The sequence below is a fragment of the Virgibacillus natechei genome (assembly GCF_026013645.1).
GTDB lineage: Bacteria > Bacillota > Bacilli > Bacillales > Amphibacillaceae > Virgibacillus_L > Virgibacillus_L natechei.
Genome location: NZ_CP110224.1, coordinates 2,001,812 through 2,022,860 on the forward strand (window position 1 = coordinate 2,001,812; position 21,049 = coordinate 2,022,860).

20 protein-coding genes are annotated in these 21,049 nt (G+C 36.8%); 5 read left to right on the forward strand and 15 right to left on the reverse strand.

Annotated elements, in window-relative coordinates; translation table 11 throughout:
• Positions 1-4: 4 nt before the first annotated feature.
• The 5 genes from OLD84_RS10475 to OLD84_RS10495 all read right to left on the reverse strand — a co-directional run bounded on the left by OLD84_RS10475 (position 5) and on the right by OLD84_RS10495 (position 3,463).
• Positions 5-211: a YqzK family protein gene (locus OLD84_RS10475; protein ID WP_209462854.1), complete on the reverse strand. Its 207-nt coding sequence runs from the start codon at positions 209-211 to the stop codon at positions 5-7.
• A gap of 230 nt (positions 212-441) precedes the next feature.
• Positions 442-900 (reverse strand): ferric iron uptake transcriptional regulator, encoded by a 459-nt coding sequence (gene fur / locus OLD84_RS10480; protein WP_209462855.1) that lies wholly within the window; start codon positions 898-900, stop codon positions 442-444.
• Positions 901-1,008: 108 nt separating this feature from the next.
• Entirely contained in the window at positions 1,009-1,647 is a 639-nt protein-coding gene (gene spoIIM, locus OLD84_RS10485) for a stage II sporulation protein M (RefSeq protein ID WP_209462856.1), read from the reverse strand.
• Between the two features lie 99 nt (positions 1,648-1,746).
• Positions 1,747-2,916, reverse strand: coding sequence for an endonuclease Q family protein (locus OLD84_RS10490; RefSeq protein WP_209462857.1), 1,170 nt, complete (start codon positions 2,914-2,916; stop codon positions 1,747-1,749).
• Between the two features lies 1 nt (position 2,917).
• Complete coding sequence (locus OLD84_RS10495) at positions 2,918-3,463, reverse strand: NUDIX hydrolase (protein ID WP_209462858.1); 546 nt, start codon at positions 3,461-3,463, stop codon at positions 2,918-2,920.
• 152 nt (positions 3,464-3,615) lie between these two features.
• Here OLD84_RS10495 and OLD84_RS10500 point away from each other — a divergent pair, with 152 nt between their 5' ends.
• A complete protein-coding gene (locus OLD84_RS10500) occupies positions 3,616-4,533 on the forward strand; it encodes an aldo/keto reductase (RefSeq protein ID WP_209462859.1) in 918 nt (305 codons plus the stop codon).
• 749 nt (positions 4,534-5,282) lie between these two features.
• Here OLD84_RS10500 and OLD84_RS10505 read toward each other — a convergent pair.
• From OLD84_RS10505 to OLD84_RS10515, 3 genes are all read right to left on the reverse strand, one after another.
• On the reverse strand, positions 5,283-6,071 hold the full coding sequence (locus OLD84_RS10505; RefSeq protein WP_209462860.1) for an SDR family NAD(P)-dependent oxidoreductase: 789 nt from the start codon (positions 6,069-6,071) through the stop codon (positions 5,283-5,285).
• Positions 6,049-7,026 carry an MBL fold metallo-hydrolase gene (locus OLD84_RS10510; protein WP_209462861.1) on the reverse strand — a complete coding sequence of 326 codons (978 nt, stop codon included), beginning with the start codon at positions 7,024-7,026 and terminating at the stop codon, positions 6,049-6,051. The genes OLD84_RS10505 and OLD84_RS10510 overlap by 23 nt, the downstream gene beginning before the upstream one ends.
• 69 nt (positions 7,027-7,095) lie before the next feature.
• Complete coding sequence (locus OLD84_RS10515) at positions 7,096-8,718, reverse strand: M20/M25/M40 family metallo-hydrolase (protein ID WP_209462862.1); 1,623 nt, start codon at positions 8,716-8,718, stop codon at positions 7,096-7,098.
• Between the two features lie 68 nt (positions 8,719-8,786).
• On the opposite strand from OLD84_RS10515, the gene OLD84_RS10520 reads away from it, so the two are divergent.
• The 3 genes from OLD84_RS10520 (at position 8,787) to OLD84_RS10530 (ending at position 11,995) form a co-directional block, all read left to right on the forward strand.
• Entirely contained in the window at positions 8,787-9,530 is a 744-nt protein-coding gene (locus OLD84_RS10520; RefSeq protein WP_209462863.1) for a glycerophosphodiester phosphodiesterase, read from the forward strand.
• A 154-nt stretch (positions 9,531-9,684) separates the two neighbouring features.
• Entirely contained in the window at positions 9,685-10,611 is a 927-nt protein-coding gene (rnz, locus tag OLD84_RS10525) for a ribonuclease Z (RefSeq protein ID WP_209462864.1), read from the forward strand.
• A gap of 13 nt (positions 10,612-10,624) precedes the next feature.
• On the forward strand, positions 10,625-11,995 hold the full coding sequence (locus OLD84_RS10530) for an aldehyde dehydrogenase (RefSeq protein WP_209462865.1): 1,371 nt from the start codon (positions 10,625-10,627) through the stop codon (positions 11,993-11,995).
• 33 nt (positions 11,996-12,028) lie between these two features.
• On the opposite strand, the gene OLD84_RS10535 is transcribed toward OLD84_RS10530, so the two are convergent.
• The 5 genes from OLD84_RS10535 to OLD84_RS10555 form a co-directional block, all read right to left on the reverse strand.
• A complete protein-coding gene (locus OLD84_RS10535; protein WP_209462866.1) occupies positions 12,029-13,279 on the reverse strand; it encodes a DNA polymerase IV in 1,251 nt (416 codons plus the stop codon).
• 107 nt (positions 13,280-13,386) lie between these two features.
• Positions 13,387-14,511 carry a M20/M25/M40 family metallo-hydrolase gene (locus OLD84_RS10540; RefSeq protein WP_209462867.1) on the reverse strand — a complete coding sequence of 375 codons (1,125 nt, stop codon included), beginning with the start codon at positions 14,509-14,511 and terminating at the stop codon, positions 13,387-13,389.
• A 27-nt stretch (positions 14,512-14,538) separates the two neighbouring features.
• Entirely contained in the window at positions 14,539-16,086 is a 1,548-nt protein-coding gene (locus OLD84_RS10545) for an acyl-CoA carboxylase subunit beta (protein ID WP_209462868.1), read from the reverse strand.
• Positions 16,086-16,910, reverse strand: coding sequence for a methylmalonyl-CoA epimerase (gene mce, locus OLD84_RS10550; RefSeq protein WP_209462869.1), 825 nt, complete (start codon positions 16,908-16,910; stop codon positions 16,086-16,088). The genes OLD84_RS10545 and mce overlap by 1 nt, the downstream gene beginning before the upstream one ends.
• Before the next feature lie 12 nt (positions 16,911-16,922).
• Positions 16,923-18,563 carry an acyl-CoA mutase large subunit family protein gene (locus tag OLD84_RS10555; protein ID WP_209462870.1) on the reverse strand — a complete coding sequence of 547 codons (1,641 nt, stop codon included), beginning with the start codon at positions 18,561-18,563 and terminating at the stop codon, positions 16,923-16,925.
• A gap of 133 nt (positions 18,564-18,696) precedes the next feature.
• Here OLD84_RS10555 and prli42 point away from each other — a divergent pair, with 133 nt between their 5' ends.
• The gene (gene prli42 / locus OLD84_RS10560; RefSeq protein ID WP_209462871.1) at positions 18,697-18,831 is read left to right on the forward strand and encodes a stressosome-associated protein Prli42; all 135 of its coding nucleotides are present in this window, start codon (positions 18,697-18,699) and stop codon (positions 18,829-18,831) included.
• 45 nt (positions 18,832-18,876) lie between these two features.
• Here the strand turns inward: prli42 and OLD84_RS10565 are convergent, their stop codons facing one another.
• Positions 18,877-19,860: an aromatic acid exporter family protein gene (locus OLD84_RS10565; protein WP_209462872.1), complete on the reverse strand. Its 984-nt coding sequence runs from the start codon at positions 19,858-19,860 to the stop codon at positions 18,877-18,879.
• 737 nt (positions 19,861-20,597) lie between these two features.
• Positions 20,598-21,029 carry a BrxA/BrxB family bacilliredoxin gene (locus OLD84_RS10570; RefSeq protein WP_209462873.1) on the reverse strand — a complete coding sequence of 144 codons (432 nt, stop codon included), beginning with the start codon at positions 21,027-21,029 and terminating at the stop codon, positions 20,598-20,600.
• Positions 21,030-21,049: the final 20 nt, after the last annotated feature.

Consider the following 21,049-nt stretch of genomic DNA (forward strand, 5'->3'; position numbering starts at 1 on the left):
TTTCTTACTCCCCTAATCGAAAAAACAAATTAAATCGGTCTATAATACTTTGATCTTCATTGAAAACTTTAACAGCAGGCCCTTCTGGTGGGTCATAACGGTGATAATGTTCATATTCTGCATGCATCGTGCGCAAACCAAAATAAAATAAGAATGTACATATAATAAATAGTGCAAAAACCTTAAATGTATCCCATATCCTTCGCTTCATATGGCATGTCCCCTCTTTTAATAATCTAACCTATTAAAAGATATGCCATAAAAGAATAACTTTATACATCTAAATGTAAATAAAACTAGATTATTTGGGAACTTCTACAAATCAAATGTACCCTTTTTCCATCTATTTGTAAATTATAAACTCAAAATGGGGTACAAACCAAGTCCCCTCCTCATGCATAAAAGCCTTTATCCCTAAGGGAAAAGGCTTTTATGCATGATTTAATGAGTTGCTTCAACCTTTACCTCCTGGCATTGTTTGCAAATACCATGAAAGGTCAAACGATGATCCTTCACTTGGAATCCCCAATCATTTTGAACAATTTTCTCTACATCTTCTAATAAATCATCAACAATTTCTTCAACAGAACCACATTCTATACAGACAAGATGATGATGAAAATGCTTTGCACCTTCCTTGCGAAGGTCATAAGAGGAAACACCATCGCCAAAATTAACTTTATCAACTATTTTTAATTCAGAGAGTAGGTCAAGTGTACGGTAAACAGTAGCCAAACCAATTTCAGGTGCAATTTCTTTTACAAGTAAGTATATCTCCTCTGCACTTAAATGATCTTCCTCCCTTTCCAGCAATATACGAACAATTGCCTCTCGTTGCGGAGTAAGCTTATAGCTCTGGGCATGGAGCTGTTTTTTAATTCCTTCAATTCGATGTTCCATGGCATGTTAACCTCCCTCATTTCCCACCTTTATTATATGCATCTAAGAAACATGTGTCAAAATATTTCTTATTACTTTGTATTTATAATAATTATAACCTAAGATTAATTATTGATAAAATGATTGAATTATTGATTCCATTGCTTCATTGGCAACATAAGCTTCTAAGACTGCAGCGATAAAGGAAATGGCGAGCAAAATAGAAAAGATCATTACATATCTGCCAAATGGTTGGAACACAGGTTGCGAAATTTTCCGGGTAAACAATTTATTTAATAAAGTTAATGAAAAAATCATCGACAGACTTCCAGCTATAATGTAAACAGGGATAATCAGAATATTTTGCGGAGCAATCGAAAGAGATGCTAGCAAAAGCCCTGATCCTCCAAGTTGATTTACAATAAATCCTACAGAGAAACCAATTACCAAACCTTTTATAAATAGTAAGATCCAAACAACCGGTAAACCAATAACCGATAAACCCAAAATAAATAAGAGTAATAAATATTTAACATGATAAAAAAAACTACTTTTTAATATTTCTACATTATCTACAGATTGGTTATTCGCAATTTGGCCGAAAAACCGTTCTAAATAAAAGAATAAATCCTGTTTTTGTACAAAACTCATGCTATTAACAATAATTGCTCCGAATATGATCCCTGTTAAAAATAGAATAATCATAAACAGATAGATCGTTGCATGTTCCTTTACGTGATTCATTAGTAGCGTTTTATTTTTGAGCATCGGAATCCTCCATTCGAGAGATGGGTCTATCATTAAAAACTATGAAAGATTCCTGTTAAAAATACCAATTTATCTATCTTTTTATTTTATTATTATGTTTTATGATGGACTCACACTTCCGTATTTGCCGCCACCACCTGCTTTGATTGCTAATTTTCCTTCTCGCATTTGAATAATAGAATTTGCTAGTTTCTCAGGAATTACTTCACTTAATTGGTCGAAAGTTGCGAAGTGTAACACATTCATTTCTGTATCAAACTGATTTATTAGCTTTTCAAATGTTTTTTTACCTAAAGATGGTAAATACTCTAATGGTACTTGGTATAAGTATGGGGGTCTCTCTCTTAATCGCTCATTTATATTTTTCAATTCTAAAATTCGATCCAGTACACCCTTTATTATTTTTACGCTACCACATTTATTGCATTTCAATGTTTGTGATGGTAACAGTTCTAAACAGTTATCGCAAACGGTAGTATGGTATTTTCCAAGTTGCGGATTCATCCCAAAATTTTGTCTTATTTTTCTATCATTTACCTCGTGAAGAGCCCAGTTAAATTCTTTAAAAGAAGGCTCTTTCATATTTATCTCCTGATATTCACGTGCTATTTTGGGTAATGAATGCGCATCAGAATTCGTAATGAACGTGTAGTTATGCAATTCTTTAATTTGGTCAGCCATTCGTGTATCTGAACTTAGGCCAAGTTCAATTCCATCAATCAAATCAGGATCAAATACTTCATTTAATGAAGCCTCTACCCCTCTTCCATATAAACTTTTAAACGGTGTAAATACATGAGCAGGAATAAAAATCCCCTCTAATTCCTTCACTTTATATTGTAATTCTTTTGCAGTTCCATAATACCTTTGCGAACTAAGCGTGATATTTTTCATTTTTGTGGTCAGCCATTCAGAGAATTGCTCGATTTTCTCTAAGGTAGGGAAATAGCACAACACATGAATAGGGCCCTTACAATTTTCATCATAAACTTCTATTTCTGAGCCTGGTAGCAGGGTTACGTTCTCAAATCTAATCCCACCATCATCTAGCTGATACGCTTCATTTGCTTCTATTAGTTGCTTGATTTCCTGTTGAACAGCTGGAGATTGGCTATCGATGACGCCAATCATGTCAATTCCTTTATTACGACTCGATTCCTTTAAAATGTTTGTAAGGGTCAAACTTTTTGCTCCTGTTATTTTCACGGGATTACCATTCATATCTCTTCCAATGTGTATGTGCATATCGGCAAAATAGGAAGTAAGCATGTTAATTCAATCCCATTGCATGCAAATACAGAATTGCATAATTCGTTTTAGCATCATGAATGCGCTCTTCTTCTACATATTGCTTTGCTTCGTCTAATGTTAATTCGAGTAACTTAACAAATTCATCATGATCGCCTTTTACTGGTGTTTCCAACGCTTCTAATTGGTCTGTAATATAAATGTATAGAAGCTCATCAGCAAATCCAGGAGATGTGTAAAAAGAGGTAACGAAAGATAGATCTTTTGTCGTATACCCTGTTTCCTCTTCCAATTCACGAACAGCAGTTACTACCGGACTTTCGCCTCGTTCCATTTTACCAGCTGGTATTTCAATAAGAGATTTTTCTAGTGGCTTGCGATATTGCTCAACAAAGATAATTTTATTATCCTTTGTAAGTGGAATCACTGATACCGCACCTGGATGCTTAATAATTTCCCGCTTTGAAGCTTTGCCATTTGGCAATGTAACATCATCTACTTGCAGTTGAACAACGCTTCCATTATATATATTTTCAGTTTTCATCGTTTTTTCTTCAAATAATTTCATACTAATCTCCTTTGCTTCCAAAATACTTCTTTCTAGTTTAGCATAAATTTAAGATTTAAAAGTGAATGATACACTTCATCATTGTGAATTAATTGTAAAATAACGCAAGCATTTCTACAATAGAAGTAGAAATAGAAACGGAGGCTAGTAAAATGAATTTAAATCAATTAGGTAAATCAGATATATATGTATCTGACCTAACGCTTGGCTGCATGTCATTAGGTTCAAACACAAGAGAAGCAACGAAGATCATTAATCAAGCTCTGGATGCTGGGATAAATCATTTGGATACGGCTGATTTATATGACTTTGGAGAAAATGAAAAAGTTGTTGGAGCAGCTATTAAAGAAAAGCGCGATCAACTTGTATTAACTACCAAGGTTGGAAATCATTTTAATAAAGAGAAAAAAGACTGGTTCTGGGATCCATCAAAAAAACATATTAAAAGTGGCCTAAAGGATAGTTTGCGTCGATTACAAACCGATTATATCGACTTTTACATGCTACACGGAGGCACCATGGAGGACCCTATTAGTGAATCAATTGAAGCATTTGAAGAATTAAAAACGGAGGGGCTGATTCGTGCATATGGTATATCGTCGATTAGGCCTAACGTGATTCGTGAATACGTTAATCGTTCTACTATTGATGCTGTTATGATGCAATATAGCCTGTTGGATCGTAGGCCTGAAGAAATACTGGATTTTTTACACGAGAACCATATTAGTGTACTTGCACGTGGGCCTTTAGCAAAAGGAATGTTAAGTAACGATGCAGAGAAACAAATACAAAAAAAAGGACAGGATGGGTACTTAGACTACACATATGAGGAGCTTTATGAATTCTATGAGAACATCTCGAAAAAAGTTAGTGAAAAACAAACATTAAATACAATGTCCTTACAATATGTGCTTAAGCACCCTGCCGTGTCTAGTGCAGTATTCGGTGCAAGCTCGGTAGACCAAGTAGATGAAAACATCAGCATTAAACATTCAAAAGAATTAACAGACGAAACATCTGACACACTAAAAAACATAACAAAAAATTCGATCTATGCAAATCATCGGTAATTCATAGGCTGTTTCCTAAAAGATTGGGACTGCGGTTACTCGTCCCACCGAAAAGAATTGTTTTTTTAACAGAAAATCTATAAAAGACGACATAACTACCAGGTTGATTTCCGCTGCGTACAGTCGCTTTCCGCGGGCACGGCTTCAGCCCTCGACGCACAGGACGTGCTAGTGCAGGTGTTGCGACAGGACGTCGCGAACTTAACCTGCCTCGCAGTAAACCGCTGCTGCGGGGTCTTCAGACTCGTGCTGTTCCCGCAGGAGTCGACTATACTCCGCTCCAATCAACCTTCATAAGAGTGCATGGCTATATTTGTTATATAATTAAGCAATATAATTTTTTTGATGAAGTTGCAGGATCATCTGAATCAGCGTAGGAAACACATGAAGACTCCTGCGGGAGGCAAGGCCTCGGTGAGACCCCGCAGTGCGCCAGCACAAGGAGGCTCACCAGCCGCCCGCGGAAAGCGAAATGTGTTTCCGTAGCGAATCCTTGCTCTCAACCAGCGTTTGCAAATGAATTGTCACTGCGTCGTCTTTTATATCAATTGCGATGAATTAAAAGCAACAATGCTTACAAAAAGAGCCTTCCTAAAAGATTGTTGATTTAAGTATGTAAGCTATAATTGTATCAAATAGATAAAAGTGAAGTGGCAGATAGGAACCACTGGCTCGCCTTGAGCGAGCCACCAGCTAACATGAACGTGGATTCTTAGCCCAAGGAACAGTATATACCGTACTAATCATATTTATTTTTTATTAAACTGCTTTCTCAATACAAATTCCATTAAACCCGGGAATAACTGATATAGCTTGCTACCGAATTCCATCCAATAAGGAAGATTTATTTCACGCTTTGTTGTAAACATATGCCTTACTATTTTTTGAGCAACTTTATCCGGATCCAGCATATAGCGATCAACACTTTTTTGATATGTCCCTTCAGGGTCTGCAGAAACAAAAAAGTTTGTTCTTACTGGGCCAAGATTCACACCGGTAACATTTATTTCTTTACTTTCTAGTCTTAAAGAATTCGTAAACCCGAGGACAGCATGCTTTGTTGAAGCATAAATCGCTGATTTCGGTGTAGAAATTTTTCCAGCTTGTGATGCAATATTTACAATATGTCCTCCCCCATGAGTAGAAAAATGTGGCAGTAAAAGTTGTGTCATGTTCATTAATGCAAACACGTTTAACTGAAACATATGATGCACATCCTGCCAGGCCACATCCTTTACATAAGTAAACTTTCCAAAGCCAGCATTATTAATTAATCCATGTATTTGGTTATGCTCCAATAAAACCTGCTTCATCACAGCCTCTATTTGTGTTTTATCTTGTAAGTCGACCTGATATATAAAACTTTCTGCATGTAACTCCTGATCAAGTTGTTCTTGCTGCGTTTGCAATTTATCAATAGAGCGTGCAAGCATTATTGGAATGCCCCCATTTTTGGCAATATGCCAAACTATTCTTTTTCCAATTCCACTTGAGGCTCCAGTAACTACTATTTTTTTATTTGCTACTTTTTTTTGCATGGTAGAAAAAGATACCGTCCTCTATTGTTTTATCGACTTTGCCTTCGTTTTCTAAGTAATCCAGTTGCGCAATCGTTTCGGACATCGTTAAATCAAGCTGTTTTTCATATTGATGCGGAAATATCTGCATACAAATCTGAAAAGGAGTTTGGGGGTTATCCATCAATAACAACTCGACTTTTTTTGCACGCTGTTCTTGTTTATGCAAGTGCCTCGGAATAATTTCTTCTACATTTGAGAATATATCTCCATGACCAGGGAGAACGGATTGAATCCCTAATGACATACATTTCTTTAAGTTAGCACGATATTGTAATATGGGTTTTGGTCGCCCTTCCTGATCCATATCTGGATGTGGTTCAATTAATGGATTCGGGGATATATGACGTAGTAAATGGTCGCCCCCGATAAATGAACCATCCGTTTCCCGGTAAAATGACAGATGGCTTTGTGCATGTCCCTTCGTTTCAACTACTCGCCAATCCTCATGTCCAGGAAGAGAATCACCCTCTATAATTGTAGAAGTTAGATGACCCTCACCTGCATACTTTAACGGTGCTCTTAGGTTATCCAACAGACGATGAAAATGCTGAGGTATACCACTAGCAATAAAATATTCTTTAAAAAATTGCTCATAATGTTGGAAGTATGTTTCATTTCTCGTTAACCATAAATCGACATTTTTATGTGCGACTAAACGTTCAGCTCGAGGGAATTCTTCCACTAACCCTGTATGGTCAGGATGGTGATGTGTTAAAATTATTTGTTCTATATCATTGGGGGAATACCCAATTTCTTTTAATTGAGTTTTTAAAGCTTCCCAAGCTTCTGTCGTTTTCACACCAGCATCCACAAGGGTCAATAAATCTCCTTTTATCAAATATACATGTGTATTGCCGACCGCAAAGGGTGTTGGGATGGTAAGTTGACTAATTGTTTTATCTAATACTTTCATTATATTTTTTCCTCCAAAATGAATGCTCATTCAGTTCTATCTTTATTGTATCCTTTTTACTGATAAAAGTCATTCATTAAGCAGGAGTTGATGAATAGCCTCGGTTAAAATAGTTGGTAAATACTCAAAGCTGTACGTTAATTCCAGCCGTTCCGTCCATTGATGAGGATCTTTACCCAACGGACCAATATTTAATATGGGCATCGTTAATTGCTCCATCACATCCTCTGGAAAAACAAATCCATTATGCTGCAAAGGCATGTTGGTTGTTAGTTGTTGCAATCTGCTTTTAGAAGATGCAGGACCGACAAAGCTTAGGTCAGATAGACCTGTGAAAAATTCGGATACGGTTAAATCAATTGCATGGTTTGTTTTCGTATAATTTTTAATATAATTCATTACTTTCTTAATAGCTGGATCATCATGAGAGGAAACAGCTGGATAAAACGGTGGACTATAAAATAGCACGATAAGTGGCGTTAGGTCCTTACACATAGAGGCTAAGTCCTGAACCAGCAATGTAGAAAAATCGCGATCACCTTTTTCCCGCTGTCTAACTAGTAAATTTTGTCTACGTGTTATTTCTTCTTCCCCGTATCGCTTGACAGCCTCCGTATATAATTCTTCGTACATCATTACATTTATATTTGATGCTGGCATAGTAAATTCTGAGCCAATCTCAGCAAAACTCGCTGCTTTTTGAGACACATATGTTTCGGTGTTACGTGCTGCCTTTCTAGCCCCGTCTAAAAGCTTTTCGTTTATTTCGTTAAAAGGTTGTTTCAAATACAACACATTGTACATAGCAACAGCGGCATGCGGTGTTTGTACCGAATATTCCTCTTTTAAATCACGTTGCATGAGGCTCACAGGTGGCGGTGTTACTTCATCGTCGATTTTTTCAATAAACGATTCATTTAATTCCAGTTGCTGTGAGAGAAAACTTAGCATTAAGTTGGGGTTTATCCCAGAAAAAGGTTCTCCTACATGTGATTCTTTGCCATAGCAATAAAATCCAGGTAACACTTTTCCAATAGATCCTGTATACATATATTTAGCTGGGTCTCCTGGGTATTTCGTAAACATTGGCTCTCCATTTAGACAAGCCTTAAAAGTTAAATCCCCCTTATCTTTTAGCTGTTTTAAGACAGGCAAGGCGGCCAACATGCCCTGAGAGTTTACCTCTTCATCCGGGACTGTTAACAATAAAATATTTCCATCAAATTCCCCGGCGATAGCTTTTTCAAGCATAGATAAATGCAAAGCTAGGCCTGCTTTCATATCCATTGTACCTCTGCCAAATAACCAATCTCCGCTTGCTAAATCGTCCTGTACTGCTTCAGTGAGTTCCTTCATTTGCGCCATTTCCTTTGTGAGTTCCTTCGGGTGAAAGGCTAGGTTTTCAAGAGAACCATAATCTTCAACACCAACAACATCGAAATGACTTAATAAAATTACAGTCTCTTTCGTATTTTCATTTCCTTTAACTAATGCTGTTAAAAGATGTCTTCCATCTTCTAGTGGATGTAAATTTAAATTAGAGGGATGGTTTTGAAAATAAGATTTCTGTGCTAATAAATGATGCAGATATTCTGGTAATGCTATTTCTGCATTGCTTCCTGTAATACTTTGTTGATTAACAAGAGAGCAAACTAATTCCGTTAGCTCTTCTTTTGATTGCCAGTTTTTCACTTAAATTCCTCCTATGTAAATTGACTTTTTTCATTAAATAAAACACAATTAAACGAGAGGTGAATCGATTGTATCCAAAAATTATAGCGCATCGTGGTGCTAGCAGGCTAGCACCTGAAAATACAATGCCTGCATTTAAGATTGCTCATCAGCAGGGGGCTGAGGGAATTGAAACAGACGTTCAATTAACGAAAGATAACATACCAGTGTTGATTCATGATGAGCGCGTAAAGCGAACAACAAATAGTGTCGGTTATGTAAAAAATTTCACATTTAAGGAATTAAAACAGCTCGATGCTGGATCCTGGTTTTCTCAAAAGTTCGTAGGAACACCTATTACTTCCCTTGAAGAGTTTTTACAATGGGTATATGATAAGTCTTTATATTTAAACCTGGAACTAAAAAATAATAAAATAGACTATAGGGATTTGGAAGCAATCGTATATGAAAGGATCGAACACTATCAATTACTAAATAGTACCACAATTTCTTCGTTTAATCCAAATAGCTTGAAACGAATGAGAGAAATTAATAATGATATTGAGGTAGCTCTTTTACTATCTCGGAAGCAAAAAAATCTTGTTAGAAACGCTCAAGAAATAGGTGCAAATGCAATTCATCTAAATTACCGGTTACTCAACCATTCCATTGTGAAGAGCTTACGCCAAGCAAATATGGCAATTCGCATCTTTACTGTGAATAAACAATCACATCTGAATCGGTGTATTGCCCATGGCTGTGATGGTGTTTTTACGGATGTACCAGGTCAAGCATTAAACTATCGTCGTATTTATAACGATAAAGAATTATAAGCAGAAATAATCATGAGACCTCATTTTTATTGGACGTTTGCTTTTGCAAAATCGATACTAGACAAAAACGGTTGCTGATGAATGAAACGACTCATTAGAAGCCCTACTTCACTATAGGAAAGCTTGGAAATAATTACCTTGGAGGATTAGGAATATGGAATTAAAATTTCTTGGTACTGGTGCTGGTATTCCTTCGAAAGAACGAAATGTATCAGCAATTGCCTTAAAATTGTTACAGGAACAAAATAGTATATGGTTGTTTGATTGCGGGGAATCCACACAACATCAAATATTACGCACCTCCATAAAACCTGGAAAGATTAATAAAATTTTCATTACGCATATGCATGGAGACCATATATTCGGCCTACCAGGCTTCTTAAGCAGTCGTTCTTTTCAAGGGGGGAACGATGTACTAACCGTTTACGGACCAAGTGGTATTAAAGATTTTATCGAAACAAGCCTCAAGGTTAGTGGCACACATTTAACATATCCCTTATCGATTATTGAAATAACAAGTGGACGACTATTCGAAAATGAGAAATTTCAGGTTGATGCTGAAAAATTGGATCACGTTATACCTACTTATGGGTTTCGAATAACTGAAAAGGATAAACCTGGGGAACTGCTCGTTAATAAATTAAAAGATAACGGTATAATGCCTGGTCCTATCTACCAACAAATAAAAGAAAACGATAAAGTAAAAACAATTGATGACCAAATTATTTATCGCAAAGATTATATTGGTCCCGATAAAAAAGGTAGAATTATAAGCATTCTTGGTGATACACGTTCTTCGTTCCAATACAAAGCATTTGTACAACATTCAGATGTACTCGTACATGAATCCACATTTGCTAATGAGTTGGAAACATTAGCAAATAAGTACTTTCATTCCACGACTAAACAGGCAGCAATGCTTGCCAAAGAAAGTAATAGTAAAAAGTTAGTACTGACACATATATCTTCTCGATATCAATCAGAGGATAACCAAATGTTATTAGCCGAAGCACGCGAAGTATTTCCTAATACTGAGTTGGCCAGTGACTTTCACCAAACATCAGTAAGTACAGAAGAATAGAGGAGAGTTTTCAGTGGAGAAAATTGAAACAATAATTGCAAATCAACGCGCATATTTCTTGAATGGAAATACAATCGATTATTCCGTTCGAAAAGAACAATTACAAAAACTGAGAAGAATGTTAAAGGAACATGAAAGAGAGATATATCATGCCCTTAAAAAGGATTTAAATAAATCCAGGCAAGAAACGCTCACTACTGAATTAGGATTGCTATATAGTGAAATAGATTTTGCAATTAAAAATCTCAGTAGTTGGATGGAACCAACTAAGGTACCTGCTCCTCTCACGCATAAGGGAAGCAAAAGTTTCATCTTAAAAGAACCTTATGGTGTTACATTGATTATTTCTCCTTGGAATTATCCATTACAATTAGCACTCGCACCTGCAATTGGAGCAATAGCTGCAGGAAACTGTGTTATACTAAAACCTTCAGAGCATGCAGAAGCAACTTCAGCCCTGCTGGCAGATATGATAGAAAATACCTTCCCTGCGCCCTTTATCACCGTAGTAGAAGGAGCCAAAGAAACGAGTGAAAAATTATTAAAACAACGTTTCGATTACATTTTTTTCACGGGAAGCACAGAGGTTGGAAAAGCGATTATGAAAGAAGCCAGTGCCCACTTGACACCTGTTACACTTGAATTAGGTGGTAAAAGCCCGGCTATTATTGACAAAGACGCTAATATAAATGTTGCAGCCAAACGAATTGTATGGGGGAAATTTACAAACGCTGGTCAAACCTGCGTGGCACCAGATTATTTATATGTGCATGAAAAAGTCAAATTTAAATTACTGAAAGCCATAAAGAAACAAATAAAGAACTTCTATGGTAAGGAACCACTAGAAAATGATGACTATATACGTATTATTAATGAAAAGCATTTTCATAGATTGGTAAATTTGTTGTCGAACGGTACAACATTACATGGTGGAAACACGGATCGAGATTCATTAAAGATTGAACCAACAATTCTAGATAAGATTTCGTGGGAGGATCCGATTATGGAAAATGAAATATTTGGTCCAATTCTACCAGTATTAACCTTTACGAATGTCGAAGATGCTGCAGCGATCATTAAAACCAGAGAAAAACCTTTAGCACTTTATTATTTTGGAGAAACCGATAAAATGCAAGAACAAATCATGCAATATTTATCATTTGGTGGAGGCTCCATAAATGATACCATTTTTCATCTAGCAAACCCTCACCTGCCATTTGGAGGTATCGGTTCAAGCGGAATGGGCTCCTATCATGGAAAATATAGCTTTAATACATTCACACACGAAAAAAGTATTTTAAAGCAATCTACAAAATTTGACCTCCCTTTCCGCTATCCTGGTGGAAAAATAACACAATCTGTAGTAAAAAAAATAATGAAATAACAGGAGCTCACACCTTCATAACTAGGTGTGAGCTCATCGTTTATAATCATCAAGAAAATCTTTTTGAAAGCTTGTTTTTAACTGTTCTTCATCCTCACTATTGGTCAATTGCTTAAAGGTGTTCTTGCCATATTTCGCTGATAATGCATCCATTGCTATATAAAGATTTTCTTTTTTGGCTCGTTGCTCATATGTGAATAGATTTAGCTGTTCGCCAATATTTTTCTTTTCCTCAACATCTTGAAGGGTTATTCCAAGTAAACGAATTGGTTCTAAGTTCCAATGTTTTTGTAACAACTCATTTGCTACTTGTAAGATATCCTCTTTCGTTTCAATATACGTATTTAGTTTTTTACTGCGTGTAATGGTAGTGTGATCATAATAACGTATCATAACCTGTATACTTCTCCCCGCCGCTTTCTTTCGTTTCATTCGACGTTCTACATTGTCCGATAATTGATGCATGAGATTACGTATTTCTTTTTCATCGGTTGTATCATGGGATAAAGTTTGTGAACTTCCAATACTCTTAAATTCATGTACGGCATCTGGATCAACTGTTCTTGTATCCATTCCATTTGCTCTATTCTTTAATCGTTCACCATTTATACCTAAAACCTGTTTAAGCTCGTATACATCCTTCTTGGCAAGATCGCCAATTGTATTAATTTCTAATTTATTTAATTTTTCTCCAGTTTTCTTACCAACTCCATACATTTTCTCAATTGGCATTGGCCAGAGAATATGTGGTAATTCTCTCTTCCTGAGGACAGTAATTCCTAGCGGCTTTTTCATATCTGAAGCCATTTTTGCTAGAAATTTATTTGGTCCTATTCCAATACTGGATGGTAAATCAAGTTCATCAACTATTCTTTTTTGTAAATTGGTTGCTACATCAATTGGATTTCCATCATGTTCAATATCTGTAAGGTCCATATAACCTTCATCAATGGAAACTGGCTGAACATGTGGTGTTATTTCGGATAACATTTTAAATATTTCTTTAGAAGCCGCACGGTAACGATCAAAATTAGGACGCATCACAATCAATTCTGGACACAATTTTTTTGCTTGCCATAGTGGCATCGTCGTTTTAACACCTTTTGCTCTGGCTTCATAGCTGCTTGTTACGATAATTCCTTTACGTTCTTCTGGATTTCCAGCAATAGCTAAAGGTTTCCCCTTGAGTTCTGGATTATAAGCCATCTCCACAGAAGCGTAAAAACAATTCATATCTATATGAAAAATAATCCGACCTTTACTTGTATTAAAATGTTCTCCCATACAGATTACATCCCTTTAAAATCAATTATCTTTCTCTATTATATCATATAAGAAAAAAGACTCTTAAGAAAGAGTGTTTTCCTTCAAGAGTCTTACTTCATCCATTTTTATTTTGCTGCTTCTTCTATAATTGCTGTCACAAACTTCGTTATTTTTACCAGTTCATCAACAGGAATGCGTTCATTGGTAGTATGAATTTCTTCATATCCTACAGCTAAATTTACAGTGGGGATCCCAAGTGCTGCAATGACGTTTGCATCACTCCCACCGCCGCTTTCTAATAGACTACTGTCATGCCCGATTTTTTTCGCAGCATTTCTTGCTATTTCAACAACTTGATCACCGGCCTGCTGCTTATATCCTGGGTATTTAACATCAACAACTACCTCGGCTGAACCTCCTAATTCTTCAGCTGTCGTTTCGAATGCTTCCTTCATTTTTTCAACTTGTTTGGTCATTTTTTCTGGAGTCAAAGATCTTGCCTCTGCTAAAATTTCAACATGATCTACTACGATATTTGTTTGATTACCACCTTCAAAACGACCGATATTAGCCGTGGTTTCTTTATCTATACGGCCAAGCGGCATTTTAGAAATAGCCTTTGCAGCTATTGTGATAGCAGATACACCCTTTTCAGGTGCTACACCAGCGTGAGCAGTCTTTCCTTTAATGATAGTGGAAAGTTTTGCTTGTGTTGGTGCTACGACAATAATATCACCTACTTCTCCATTACTATCTATCGCATAGCCATACTTTGCATGTAGTAAAGAGGCGTCCAATTCTTTTGCTCCTACTAAGCCAGATTCTTCTCCAGCCGTTATCACGAATTGAATATCACCGTGCTTTATATTGCCTTCTTGTAGTGTTCGAATTGCTTCCAACATGGCAGCAAGACCTGCTTTATCATCTGCTCCTAAAATAGTAGTACCATCTGATACAATGTACCCATTCTCAATAGAAGGCTTAATTCCTTTGCCGGGTACTACCGTGTCCATATGGGAAGTGAAATAAATAGGATCTATTCCTTGTTTATTCCCCTTTAAAGTACAAATTAAATTTCCCGATCCATGTCCTGTTCGATCCTTGGATGTGTCCTCAACTACGTCAAGACCCAAATCCGTAAATTTGTTTTTTAATACATCTGCTATTCGAGCCTCATCTTCCGTTTCGGAATCAATTTGTACTAGTTCGAGAAATTCGGTGATTAATCGTTCTTGATTAACTTTAGTCATCTTTTAAAAATCCTCCAGCATTATCAATTATAATGGAATATTTCCATGCTTCTTCTTCGGTCGTTCCTCGTGCTTGTTATATAGCATTTCCAATGCTTGTACAAGTTTAATACGGGTTTCCCTTGGATCAATTACATCATCAACCATACCCAGTCCTGCTGCAACATATGGATTGGCGAACTTTTTGCGATATGTATCAATTTTCTCTTGTCGCGTTTTTTCTGGGTTATCACTTTCTGCTATTTCCTTTGCAAAAATGATATTTGCAGCACCGTCAGGACCCATGACTGCAATCTCGGCATTTGGCCATGCATAAACAAGATCTGCACCGATGGATTTACTATTTAAAGCCACATATGCTCCACCATAAGCTTTTCTTGTAATTACCGTGATTTTAGGAACCGTTGCCTCAGAGTAAGCGTACAAAATTTTAGCCCCATGACGAATAATACCAGCATGTTCTTGCTTTACACCAGGGAAAAAGCCGGTTACATCCTCAAAGGTTATTATTGGAATATTAAAGGAATCACAGAAACGGATAAATCTAGCTGCTTTATCACTGGAATCAATATCAAGCCCTCCTGCTAAAACTTTTGGCTGATTACAGACTAACCCTATTGTTTCTCCTTTAATACGTGCAAATCCAACTACAATATTCTTTGCAAAATCTCGATGAATTTCAAAAAAGCTTCCAGCATCAACTACCTCATCTATTACTTTTTTAACATCGTAAGGGGTTTTGGCATCAAAAGGAACAACATCAGTTAGATCTGTGCGGAAGTCTTCTTCATTCTCTCTCTCTTTAATTGTAGCTTTAAGTTGGTTATTCGCAGGTAAATAATCAATAAGATGCCGTACTTTATCCAGTGCCTCTTCTTCAGTATTTACTTTAATATGTGCATTACCGCTTTTTGTATTATGAATATGGGCGCCACCTAAATCTTCAGAAGATATTTTCTCACCAGTTACGGTTTCGATAACTTTGGGACCTGTTATAAACATTTGAGATGTTTTTTCTACCATAATGACAAAGTCTGTAATAGCAGGAGAATAAACAGCACCACCAGCACTTGGACCAAGAATAACTGAAATTTGTGGAATAACTCCTGAATAGATAGAATTACGATAGAAAACGTGTCCATATCCATCCAGTGAGGATACACCTTCTTGTATTCTTGCTCCACCGGAATCATTTAATCCGATAAATGGAACTCCGTTTTTAGCAGCTAGGTCCATCACTGCTGCTATTTTCTTTCCATGCATTTCACCTAGTGCCCCGCCGTAAACCGTAAAATCCTGAGCAAATAAGTAAATTGGTTTACCTGAAATTTTCCCATATCCTGTAACCACACCTTCTCCTTTAGCATTGTTGCTATCCATGCCAAAATCAGATGTGCGGCTTTCAATAAATGGATTTAACTCAACAAATGTTCCTTCATCCAGTAAATAATCCACTCTTTCTCTAGCAGTCTTTTTCCCTTTTTCATGCTGTTTATCAATTCGTTTGTCCCCACCGCCAAGCTCAGAGAGTCTCCGTTTATCGTATAATTCATTAATTTTATCAAAAATATCCATTACTCTTCACTTCCTTCAGCCTGTTGACAAAGTTCAAATAAAACGCCATTCGTAGATTTTGGGTGTATGAAGGCTATTTGGCTATCACCTGCTCCGGGTTTTGCTTCCTCATCAATTAATTGAATTCCTTCAGACTTTAACTTACTTAAACGTCGTTCCAAATTATCAACCTCTAATGCAATATGATGGATTCCTTCTCCCTTTTTATCAAGAAATTTTTTAATTGAAGATGAATCATCCAGGGGTTCCAGTAATTCGATTCGTGATTCGCCAACTTTTAAGAAAGCTATTTTTACCGCTTGAGACTCAACGTTTTCTACGCCCTCTATCTCCATACCTAATGAGTCTGTATAAAACGAAATTGCCTTGTCTATATTTGTCACAGCTATTCCAATATGGGAAATTTTTTTAGGACTGGTTACAGCTGAATCTTTTGGATAAATCAGTTCCTGAATATAATTAGCAAGGGACTCGGTAGAAGAACCACTTGTAAAAATACGTTTAATTCCTTTTTCTAATAAAAAAGGTATATCTTCACTTGGAATAACGCCACCACCAACAACTGGAATGTCATCCGCATGACGTTTCTTCAATTCATCCATAATCTTCGGGAACAATGTATTATGAGCTCCCGATAAAGAAGACAAACCAATTACGTCAACATCCTCCTGTACCGCTGCTTGTGCTATTTGGACAGGTGTCTGTCTTAAACCGGTATAAATAACTTCCATCCCATGATCACGAAGTGCCTGGGATATGATCAAAGCTCCTCGATCATGTCCGTCAAGCCCTGGCTTTGCAACCAATACTCGAATTTTATCCATAGAAACTCCCCCTTATATGCCTGTATATTCTCCGAATTCATCACGCATTACATTGCAAATTTCTCCGATTGTCGCATATGCTCTAACTGCATCTAAAATGTAAGGTATCAAGTTAGTATCTGACGTTTTAACGGCTTCTCTAAATGCCTCGAGTGCTAAAGTAACATCCGTTTTATTACGGTTACTTCTTATTTTTTGAATCGATGTTATTTGTGCCTGTTCCAGTGACGGATCAACTTTCAATAAATCAGGGTTTATTTCTTCATCAAGTTTAAATTCATTTAAACCAACAATAATCTCTTCGTTCTTTTCAATCCTTTTCTGGATTTCATATGCGTTTTGATGAATTTCTCGCTGCATAAAACCTTCTTCAACAGCTTGAACAGCTCCACCAATTTCGTTTATACGATCTAAATATTTATTAACCTCCACTTCAATTCGGTCCGTTAACTCTTCCACATAATAGGAGCCACCCAATGGATCAATGGTATCAGCAACTCCACTCTCATTGGCAATAATTTGTTGTGTTCGAAGCGCAATGCGTGCCGAATCCTCCGTAGGTAAGGACAGGGCTTCATCACGAGAATTTGTGTGGAGGCTCTGGGTGCCTCCCATAACGGAAGCAAGTGCTTGTAAGGTCACTCGAGTAATGTTATTATCCGGTTGTTGTGCAGTTAGTGTAGATCCACCTGTCTGAGTGTGGAAACGTAATTTCCAACTTTTCGGATCTTTTGCTTCGTACTTCTCCTTCATAATTTTTGCCCATATCCTCCTGGCAGCACGAAACTTCGCTACTTCTTCAAAAAAGTTATTGTGTGCGTTAAAAAAGAATGCTAGGCGAGGTGCAAATGAATCGATATCGAGTCCTGAATCTATTGCTGCATCTACATATGCCATACCGTTTGCTATGGTGAAAGCTGCTTCTTGAACAGCGTTGGATCCTGCTTCACGAATGTGATAACCTGATATGCTAATGGTATTAAATTTCGGTACGTTTTTTTGACAATACTCAAATATATCTGTAATTAATCGCATAGACGGTTTTGGCGGATATATGTATGTACCTCTTGAGATATATTCCTTTAATATATCATTTTGTATCGTTCCTGTGAGTTCATCCAGCGGAACCCCTTGCTTTTCCCCAACAGCAATATACATACAAAGTAAAACAGAAGCCGAGGCATTAATCGTCATTGATGTACTTACTTTATTGAGTGGTATTTGGTTTAGTAATATTTCCATATCCTTCAACGAATCAATCGCAACGCCTACTTTCCCGACTTCTCCTTCAGCCATTATATCATCGGAATCGTACCCAATCTGTGTTGGTAAATCAAATGCCACTGAAAGTCCAGTTTGACCTTGTTCTAATAAGTAGCGAAACCGTTCATTTGTACCTGTAGCAGACCCAAAGCCAGCGTATTGTCGCATCGTCCAAAACCGGCTACGATACATGGTCGGTTGTATACCTCTTGTATAAGGATATTGACCTGGGTATCCCAAGTCGGCTTCATTTTTAGAAGTGTATAAACGGTCAACTTCAATATCAGAAGAGGTTGTAAAAAGATCCTTTCTTTCAGGAAAGCGCTTTATTGTTGAGTCAACAGATTGTTTCCAATCATTCTCTTGTTTATTGACCTTATTATTTGTCATTAATAAACTCCTCCCCATTCCTCCGTAAATTAATCCTTTTCTCTAAATTCTGTTCTAAATCTTTTTTTACTTGTCCATTATTCCATTTCACGATAAAATACAAGTAGTATATGGGATTAAAGGAGGATTTAACATGGCTTCTCAAAATAACAAACAAGCAACCAGGAAACCATCAAAACGTGAACGCAGAACAAAAATCATTATATATATCATGATTCTTGCAATGGTTTTGTCTTCACTAACTGCTGGTTTAGCAATGTTCATATAAAAAAAGGAAGACTGGGATTTAATGAACGAGCGAATTCCAGTCTTATTAATTTTTTATATTTTTATTGCCTGTCCTGCCTTTAATATCACTTTTTTTGTATTTCTTTTTTATGAGTAAATAATCTTCAATTTCAGTTAACAACCGATACAAATTTGCTCTTGTTTCGAATTCTTCACGCGTGTCAGGAAGTTCTTCTTGATTAAAATCCTTCCGTAATTGTTCCAACTCATCCAAAAAAAGCTCAGCTGTATTTTCTGGTTGTACCGATTCTGATAAATCATCAAAAAAGACAGCTATTTTTTCAGATATGGAGTCCTTATTTGGTAATTTCGAAACCAGTGGGAGCATTCGTTGTAATAGTTCAAACTGTCTTGTACGCATTTTAAAATAGTCACGGTATGGATGCTTATTGCGCAATAGATGATTCTCCCTATCACGTTCTACTAAGTCTTCTGCTACCTCTAAAACTTCTTCTGTTTCCGTTATCTCTTTACCATCCCATGAAACATTCTTATTTCTTATATAAATCGCAATTTCATTTAGAATAATTTTAAAATTGATTTCAAGTTTATCTTGTTTCTCTTTTAAATCTTTATCTAGACTCGGCATATACAAATTTAATAACAATGCTGTTCCTATCCCTACAATAATTAATAAAAACTGATCCAGAATAAATCCTACAGACATAGAGGCAGCACTATATAAGTTTAACGTAATAACAGAACTGGTTGCTATTCCTGGAGTTATTTTAAAGAACACCGCTGTCGGTATAAATGCAAGTAACATTAAACCTACAGCAAGCGTGTTATATCCAAGTGTTTCAAAGAAAATAAAGGAAAATAATATAGCCAAGACACATGCAAAAAAACGATGCCATGCACTGAGAAAAGATTTTTTTCTTGAAGGTTGAATACATAGAATTGTTAATATACCTGCAGTAACAAAATTTGTCACACCAAATAATTGAGCAATCGAAATGGCAACAGGAGTTCCTATTGCAGTTTTAATTGTTCGATAGCCAATTTTCACGATAAAATCTCCCTTTTCGTACTATTCTTTTAATAAGGCCCTTTTCGTAAGTATTATTGCATTTAAATCTTCGCAGTTGATATAAAAGACGACGTAATGACAATTCTTTTGAAAAGTCTCTCGTTCTAATGATGGATGGGTGCTTCGATTCGCTACGGAAACACATTTCGCTTTCCGCGGGCGGCTGGTGAGCCTCCTTGCCCCGGCAAGGGGTATGCCGACGTTGCCCGCAAAGGGCGGTTTTAGTTGGCCTTCATCAATTAACGCACTGTGGGGTCTCACCGAGGCCTTTCCTCCCGCTGGAGTTTTCATGTGTTTCCTCCGCTAGTATTCCAGTTACCGACGCTAAATTGCATTAGTAATCAGTATTCAAAACATCGAACCACCTCACCAGTTCGGGTGGGCGAAGGGCGGTGACTCCTGCGGAAATAGCATGTGTCTGAAGACCCCGCAGAGTGGTTTTCTCGAGGAGACTGAAGCCGTGCCCGCGGAAAGCATCCGCCAGGAGCGATCCCGAACGGCGTTTATAGCAAATACTTTTAGCAAACAGTAGTTACGTCGTCTTTTATATATTTTGTGTCAAAAACACAATCTTTTAGAAAACAGCCTTTATGAAATATATATCATTATTAATAAAATGAGGCTGCCCCACTTATAATAGGACAGCCTCATTATCACTAGATATTATAGTGTAATACATAAGTCATCCATGTACTATCTAAAAACTACTTGTATCTTTAGACTTCTTCACAATGTTCATCAAAGATAGTTTGTAATTTACCTACAACATCAACAGGACTAAATCCCTCTATGTCATGACGCTCTACCATTGAGACAATTTTACCATCTTTTAAAAACGCAAATGAAGGTGAGGATGGTGGATAGCCTTCGAAATATTCCCTTGCTTTTTCAGTAGCTTCACGATCTTGCCCTGCAAATACAGTGAACAAATTATCTGGACGCTTGTCATAGTGAATGGAATTCGCAGCAGCTGGGCGTGCCACACCGCCAGCACAACCACACGTTGAATTAACCATTACTAAAGTTGTACCCTCTTGGGCTAAACCTTTATCCACATCTTCCGTACTTGTAAGCTCTTGGTATCCAGCTTCTGTTATATCTTTACGAGCAGCATCTACTACATCATTCATAAATAAATTAAAATCCATTGAACTTTCATCCCCTTTTA

Bases quoted from the DNA above. Each gene is read 5' to 3' on its own strand.
- OLD84_RS10540 (WP_209462867.1), bottom strand. From the start codon at position 14,511: ATGACTAAAGTTAATCAAGAACGATTAATCACCGAATTTCTCGAACTA.
- prli42 (WP_209462871.1), top strand. From the start codon at position 18,697: ATGGCTTCTCAAAATAACAAACAAGCAACCAGGAAACCATCAAAACGT.
- OLD84_RS10545 (WP_209462868.1), bottom strand. From the start codon at position 16,086: ATGGATATTTTTGATAAAATTAATGAATTATACGATAAACGGAGACTC.
- fur (WP_209462855.1), bottom strand. From the start codon at position 900: ATGGAACATCGAATTGAAGGAATTAAAAAACAGCTCCATGCCCAGAGC.
- rnz (WP_209462864.1), top strand. From the start codon at position 9,685: ATGGAATTAAAATTTCTTGGTACTGGTGCTGGTATTCCTTCGAAAGAA.
- OLD84_RS10555 (WP_209462870.1), bottom strand. From the start codon at position 18,563: ATGACAAATAATAAGGTCAATAAACAAGAGAATGATTGGAAACAATCT.
- OLD84_RS10475 (WP_209462854.1), bottom strand. From the start codon at position 211: ATGAAGCGAAGGATATGGGATACATTTAAGGTTTTTGCACTATTTATT.
- OLD84_RS10535 (WP_209462866.1), bottom strand. From the start codon at position 13,279: ATGGGAGAACATTTTAATACAAGTAAAGGTCGGATTATTTTTCATATA.
- OLD84_RS10490 (WP_209462857.1), bottom strand. From the start codon at position 2,916: ATGCTTACTTCCTATTTTGCCGATATGCACATACACATTGGAAGAGAT.
- OLD84_RS10570 (WP_209462873.1), bottom strand. From the start codon at position 21,029: ATGGATTTTAATTTATTTATGAATGATGTAGTAGATGCTGCTCGTAAA.
- OLD84_RS10510 (WP_209462861.1), bottom strand. From the start codon at position 7,026: ATGAAAGTATTAGATAAAACAATTAGTCAACTTACCATCCCAACACCC.
- mce (WP_209462869.1), bottom strand. From the start codon at position 16,910: ATGGATAAAATTCGAGTATTGGTTGCAAAGCCAGGGCTTGACGGACAT.
- OLD84_RS10505 (WP_209462860.1), bottom strand. From the start codon at position 6,071: ATGCAAAAAAAAGTAGCAAATAAAAAAATAGTAGTTACTGGAGCCTCA.
- spoIIM (WP_209462856.1), bottom strand. From the start codon at position 1,647: ATGCTCAAAAATAAAACGCTACTAATGAATCACGTAAAGGAACATGCA.
- OLD84_RS10495 (WP_209462858.1), bottom strand. From the start codon at position 3,463: ATGAAATTATTTGAAGAAAAAACGATGAAAACTGAAAATATATATAAT.
- OLD84_RS10500 (WP_209462859.1), top strand. From the start codon at position 3,616: ATGAATTTAAATCAATTAGGTAAATCAGATATATATGTATCTGACCTA.